Source organism: Hymenobacter coccineus, assembly GCF_001816125.1.
GTDB lineage: Bacteria > Bacteroidota > Bacteroidia > Cytophagales > Hymenobacteraceae > Hymenobacter > Hymenobacter coccineus.
In genome coordinates this window covers 1-6,010 of sequence record NZ_MDZA01000136.1, presented here as the reverse complement: position 1 = coordinate 6,010, position 6,010 = coordinate 1, and the positions used below count along the sequence as shown (strand labels likewise).

6 protein-coding genes and 1 pseudogene are annotated in these 6,010 nt (G+C 62.3%); 3 read left to right on the top strand and 4 right to left on the bottom strand.

What is annotated here, in order from left to right; translation table 11 throughout:
* Both BEN49_RS27800 and BEN49_RS09930 read left to right on the top strand, forming a co-directional pair.
* A pseudogene (locus BEN49_RS27800) lies at window positions 1–188 on the top strand (hypothetical protein); the annotation flags it as partial.
* A 105-nt stretch (window positions 189–293) separates the two neighbouring features.
* A complete protein-coding gene (locus tag BEN49_RS09930) occupies window positions 294–794 on the top strand; it encodes a DUF4440 domain-containing protein (protein WP_070742873.1) in 501 nt (166 codons plus the stop codon).
* Between the two features lie 190 nt (window positions 795–984).
* On the opposite strand, the gene BEN49_RS09925 is transcribed toward BEN49_RS09930, so the two are convergent.
* The 3 genes from BEN49_RS09925 to BEN49_RS09915 form a co-directional block, all read right to left on the bottom strand.
* Window positions 985–1,377 (bottom strand): DUF779 domain-containing protein, encoded by a 393-nt coding sequence (locus tag BEN49_RS09925; RefSeq protein ID WP_070742871.1) that lies wholly within the window; start codon window positions 1,375–1,377, stop codon window positions 985–987.
* 26 nt (window positions 1,378–1,403) lie between these two features.
* Window positions 1,404–1,817 (bottom strand): hypothetical protein, encoded by a 414-nt coding sequence (locus BEN49_RS09920; RefSeq protein ID WP_070742869.1) that lies wholly within the window; start codon window positions 1,815–1,817, stop codon window positions 1,404–1,406.
* A 147-nt stretch (window positions 1,818–1,964) separates the two neighbouring features.
* Entirely contained in the window at window positions 1,965–3,494 is a 1,530-nt protein-coding gene (locus BEN49_RS09915; RefSeq protein ID WP_070742867.1) for an aldehyde dehydrogenase family protein, read from the bottom strand.
* A gap of 153 nt (window positions 3,495–3,647) precedes the next feature.
* Between BEN49_RS09915 and BEN49_RS09910 the strand changes: the two genes are divergently transcribed.
* On the top strand, window positions 3,648–4,574 hold the full coding sequence (locus BEN49_RS09910; protein WP_070742865.1) for an AraC family transcriptional regulator: 927 nt from the start codon (window positions 3,648–3,650) through the stop codon (window positions 4,572–4,574).
* A gap of 147 nt (window positions 4,575–4,721) precedes the next feature.
* Here the strand turns inward: BEN49_RS09910 and BEN49_RS09905 are convergent, their stop codons facing one another.
* Complete coding sequence (locus BEN49_RS09905; protein ID WP_083325966.1) at window positions 4,722–5,750, bottom strand: SMP-30/gluconolactonase/LRE family protein; 1,029 nt, start codon at window positions 5,748–5,750, stop codon at window positions 4,722–4,724.
* Window positions 5,751–6,010 lie beyond the last annotated feature (260 nt).

Here is a 6,010-nt window from a genome sequence, read left to right as displayed (position 1 = left end):
GTAGCCGCCGCCCCGGGCAGCCTCGGCCGCGTATCTGGTGCTACCGCCGCCGCGCTGGCACCACGGCCCTGGTGGCCAGCGCTACCCCGGCCAGCGTCAGCCCCGCCTCGGGCTACCTGCCCAACCCCAACTATGGCAACGAGCAGGCAGCCTACCCAAACTCGCCCGTGCGCCGCAAGAGCTGGTAGTCCGCCTATTCGCTTTTCCAAAACCTGGGCCCCACCGGCCCAGGTTTTGCCCGTTCTGATTTTCACTTCCCCTCTTTCACTTCCCGTTCTTTTTATTGTTTTATCATGAAAAATTATCTGTTAGCGCTGGGTACTACCGTTTTATTAGCTTCGTGTGGTGGCAACAACGCGCCCGCTGGGGCCCCGGCCGCTGCCACTACCGCCAGCACCAGCGGCAATGTGAGCGTATCGGACCTCAACCAGCAGTTCCTGAGCGCCTGGAATAGCAAGGACGCCGCCAAAGCCGCCGCCTTCCTGGCCGACGATGCCCAGTTCTTACAAGGCGCTACGCGCTTCAGCGGCAAGGGCGAAATAACCAACAAGTGGATTACGCCCACCATTGGCACGGTGGCCAACCTGAAAACCAGCACCGCCAGCACCGGCACCGACGCCAACATGGCCTACGAGGCCGGCACGTTCTCGGTAGATGTCCTGGCCACCGCCACCGAGCCCCAGGCCGGTACCGGCGAAGGCAACTTCCTGCTGCTCTGGAAGAAAGGCAGCGACGGCACCTGGAAACTGAGCTATGCCCAGCTCGAAGACCTGCCCGTGCAGGCCAAGAAATAACCGTCCCCTCAGAACGCAAAGAGCCCCGGCAACTGAAGTTGCAGGGGCTCTTTGCGTTCTGATAGTTAGGGCCCTGAGAAGCTATCTGAGTTAAGGGCTGTCATTCCGACGAAGGAGGAATCTGGGTAAAATCGGTCAAGGACAGTCCTCAGATTCCTCCTTCGTCGGAATGACAATCCCTCGACAAGCCCTACGCGGTTTCCAGGTATTCTTCGCCGTTCAGCACGGGGGTCATGTCCTTGGCTTCTTCCTCGGTGAACAGCCGGGAGCGGATGAGGAAGCGGACGCCGAGCGGAATTTCCAGCGAGAAACTGGCTCCGCGGCCCTTTGTCACGTCGATGGTGAGCTGCGTGTGCTGCCAGTACTCGAACTGGCTGGTGCTCATAAAAAAGTCGCAGCCGTGGATTTGGCCCAGCCACACGTCGTTGCCCCCGATGCGAAACTCGCCCTTGGTGAAGCACATCGGCGAGGAGCCGTCGCAGCACCCGCCGCTTTGGTGGAACATCAGGGGCCCGTGCTCGTCGCGCAATAGGTCGATGGTGGCTTCGGCGGCTTGGGTGGCGAGGACGCGGGGCGTGGGCATGGGTGGGATAGGGGAAGGAGTGTGTTTTATTTGGGCACGCCGGGTAGGCGGTGCCATTGGCGCGCCGCGGGCCGGGGGGCCCGGCGGCCGTAGCTATACGTAGTGCCGGTGCGGTCGTCGCGCACGATTACCGAGTTGTGGGGCCCCACGCTGCCGGCGTGGTTTGGCCATTCGTAGGCCAGTTGCCGGGCGGCGTCCCAGTGGTAGCTGCGGTTGCCGTTGCTTAAGACACTCTTTTGGAGGGCGTTGGGCATCCGGTCTTTGGGCATGGTCAGGATACCGGGGGCCTGGCGGTAAGCGTCGGGCACGGTGGTTTCCAGGGCCCAATCCGGGTTGCGGGCCCCGGGCACGGGCAGCACCTGGGCCTGCGCCCGGCTGGCAAAACCTACTGTCCCGAAGAATATTAGGGCCCCTAGCAGCCACGTGTTTCTGTACCGCATTGCCGTTGAAATAATTGGTTGAACGCTAGCGAATATACGTGGTTAGCGAATATACGTGGGGCCCTGGCAAACAGCTGGCTCCTTTGCCCACAAAAAATGGTCCGGCAGCCAAACCGCCACCGGACCATTCTTTTATTAACATGTCGCCTAAAAGAAACCTAGTTTCTGCTGGCTGTAGCTGATGAGCATGTTTTTGGTCTGGCGGTAGTGGCTGAGCATCATCTTGTGGTTTTCGCGGCCAAAGCCGGAGGCTTTGTAGCCGCCGAAGGGGGCCCCGGCGGGGTAGTCGTGGTAGCAGTTCACCCACACGCGGCCGGCCTGGATGGCGCGGGGCATCTGGTACAGCTCGTGGGCGTCGCGGCTCCAGAGGCCGGCGCCGAGGCCATAAAGGGTGTCGTTGGCAATGGCCAGGGCCTCCTCGTTGTCTTTGAATGTCGTCACGGACAGCACCGGGCCAAAGATTTCCTCCTGGAAAATCCGCATCTTGTTGTGGCCCCGGAAGATGGTGGGCTGGATGTAGTAGCCTTCGGCTAGGGCCCCGTCTTCCTGGTGGTAGGCTTCGCCGCCCACCAGCACTTCGGCCCCTTCGGCCTTGCCGATTTCGAGGTAGCTCAGGATTTTCTCGAACTGGTCGTTGCTGGCTTGGGCCCCCATCATGGTGTCGGTGTCCATCGGGTTGCCGAGCTTGATGGCTTTCACGCGCTCAATCACGCGGGCAATGAACTCGTCGTAAATGTCTTCGTGCACCAGCAAGCGCGAGGGGCACGTGCAGATTTCGCCCTGGTTCAGGGCAAACATCACGGCGCCCTCGATGCACTTGTCGAGGAAATCATCGTCGTGGTCCATCACACTCTTGCAGAAGATGTTGGGCGACTTGCCCCCCAACTCCATCGTGACAGGGATGATGTTTTCAGCGGCGTATTGCAGGATGAGGCGGCCCGTGGTCGTCTCGCCCGTGAACGACACTTTCTGCACGCGCTTGTTGCTGGCCAGGGGCTTGCCGGCTTCCAGACCGAAGCCGTTCACCACGTTGATCACTCCGGGGGGCACCACGTCTTGCAACAGCTCCATAAGGATCATGATGCTGGCGGGCGTTTGCTCGGCGGGCTTCATCACCACGCAGCAGCCGGCGGCAATGGCCGGGGCCAGCTTCCAGGTGGCCATTAGCAGCGGGAAGTTCCAGGGAATTATCTGGCCGACCACGCCCAGCGGCTCCTGAATCACCAGCGACAACGTATTCTCGTTCAGCTCCGTGGCCGAGCCTTCTTCGGCCCGAATGACGCCCGCGAAGTAGCGGAAGTGGTCGATACACAGAGGCAAGTCGGCCGCCATCGTTTCACGGATGGCCTTGCCGTTTTCCACCGTTTCCACGGCGGCCAGGTACGGCAGGTTGGCTTCCATAATGTCGGCAATTTTCAGCAGCACGCCGCTGCGCACGGCCGCCGAGGCCTTGCTCCAGGTCTTAAACGCGTCGTGGGCCGCGTCGAGGGCCAGCTCAATGTCTTCCTTGCTGCTGCGGGCTACTTTACAAAAGGCTTTGCCGTCGATGGGCGACGGGTTGTCAAAATACTGGCCCTTCACGGGGGCTACCCATTTGCCGCCGATGAAGTTATCGTAGTGAGATTTGAATTGAGGACGGGCCACCACGGTGGTGGATTTTTCGAGCACTTCGGCCATAACGGAGGGGTGGGATTGGTTGAGGTTGACGAATAGCCAAAGGTCCCGTATTAATAGAACAACCGTTTGCGTTATCGTCGCAGAAAGTGCTGGAATTGTCGCAACTTGCGTTCGCCGGGCGGTGCTTCGTGGTCTTCGTCATTCGTTTAGTTTATGAATCCTCGCGTCCATTTGCCCGCCGCCGTGGCCCCGCTGCCGCCCCACCAGTTGCAAACGCTGGTCGAAAACCGCACTGTTTTTGCCCTGGATTCTTACGAGCTGAACATCTTCGAAACCCACCAGAAGGCCCACCGCGTGCCCCTGCGCCTCGACGGCCTGGCCCTGACGACCATGCTGCGCGGCAAAAAGGTGATGCACCTGCCCGGCCGCCCGGCCTTCGACTACTTCCCCGGCGAGTCGGTGGTAGTGGGCGAGGACGAGCGGATGGAAATCGACTTCCCCGAGGCCTGCGCCTGCCAGCCCACCCAGTGCCTGGCCGTGGCCATCGCCCCGGACACCATCCGCCAAACCGTGGAACTGCTCAACGAGCGCTACCCGCGCGCCGAGGACCACACGCCCTGGGCCCTGGCGGGCCCCGAGCACGCCCACCTCACCAACACCCCCGAACTCACCAGCACCCTGGAACGCCTCGTGGCCGTGTCGCGCACCACGGATGCGGCCAAGGACGTGCTGGCCAGCTTTACCCTACAGGAACTGCTGGTGCGCCTGATGCAAACCCAGGCCCGCCAACTCATTTTTCACGGCTACGCGCGGCACCTCACCACCCACCGCTTCGCCGCCGTGGTGGACTACATCAAGCGCCACTTGGCCGAAAACCTGTCGGTGGACAAGCTCAGCGCGCTGGCGTGCATGAGCAAGGCTACGTTCTTCCGGGTGTTCAAGCGCGAGTTCGGTCTCACACCCATTGAGTACATCATCCGCGAGCGGCTGGCCGAAGCCAAGCGCCTGCTCCGCCAGCCCCTGGCCAACGTGGCCGACGTGTGCCTGCGCGCCGGCTTCAACAACCTATCGCACTTCCAGGCGCTCTTTAAGAAATACGAGGGCCTGACCCCGGGAGCCTATAAGAAGCTGACGGTGTGAGGTCGGGACCCCGGGGAACCTCACCCCCGGCCCCTCTCCTGCGGAGAGGGGTGCGTTCAGTATGCTCGGTCAATCCACAACGGTCAGGTACTGGCACCCCTCTCCGCGGGAGAGGGGCCGGAGGTGAGGTTCCCCCGGGGCCCTAAGTCAATTGCCCACCTTGCCTTGGGCCAGCATTTTCACGTGGCACATGAACGTGCCGGCCGTGATGTAGAGCGTGTGGCCGTCGTTGCCCCAGGCGCAGTTGGCGGCCGTCACGCCGGGGTCGAGGGTGCCGAGGTGCTGGCCCTGGGGCGACAGGATGAGGATGCCGCCGAAGCCGCTGGCGTATACGTTGCCGGCGGCGTCGGTTTTCAGGCCGTCGGGTACTTCCTTAGGACGGCGGCCGGCTACTTTGCTCATGTCGAAAAACGGGCGGCTTTTGCCCAAGCGACCGTCGCCTTTCACCTCGTAGGCCAGGATGACGGGGCGCAGCGAGTCGGCGTTGGACACGTAGAGCGTGCGGCCATCGGGGCTGAAGGCAAGGCCATTGGGGCGGGCCAGCTCAGTGCTTTCGCGGGTTACCTTGCCGTCAGGGGCCCGGCGGTACAGGGCCCCCACGGGCGCTTCGCGGCTCGGGTCTTTTCCCTGTTGAGGTAAGCCGAAAGGCGGATCGGTGAAGTAGAACGTACCGTTGGCGGTGGCTACCACGTCGTTGGGGCTGTTGAACCGAGCACCGTTATAATTATCGGCTAGGGTGCGCTTGCCACTTTTCTCAGCCAGGGGCAGCACGGCCAGGCGGCGGTCGCCGTGCTCGCAGATCAGCAGATTACCGCTGCCGTCGAGGGCCATGCCGTTGCTGCCGGGCTCCTTGCTGTAGGGCATGCGGCCGGTGTAGCCGCTGTATTCCAGAAACTTGGACTGCTTGTTGTCCGCCGTCCAGCGGTAGATGGTGCGGGTGGGCGTATCGGAAAAGAGCAGTATGCTGCTGTCGGCCACCCACACGGGGCCCTCGATGTGGCTAAAGCCGGAAGCGATAATTTCAAGCTGTGCGCCGGGAGCCACCAACTGGTCGAGCCCGGGGCCCTGGCGCACGATACGGCCGGTGGTGAGGAACTGCGCCGGGGCCTGGGCCGCCGCCGGGACGGACGCCAGGGCCCCAAGGGCCCCCAACAAGGAGAGAATAATTGAACGCACGGCCAAGCGGATAAAAGCAAGAAGGAGTATTGCCCTGCCCGGCCTCGCGGCCGAAGGTTGCGCCCGCGCACTGGCACCAACCCTGGCCGAAAGCTGGCCGTACGCCTTCGGGGCCCCGGCGCTCGGTAGGCCGCCATGGCCCCATCATATCCGAAGATTTGACTTTTCAAGCACGCTAGTTAAAGCTATGCCCTTCAGGGCAAGACTTTAGTTGCTACTCCCTTTTGCGAGGTTGGTAGCTTTACGTGATGAAGCAGCGG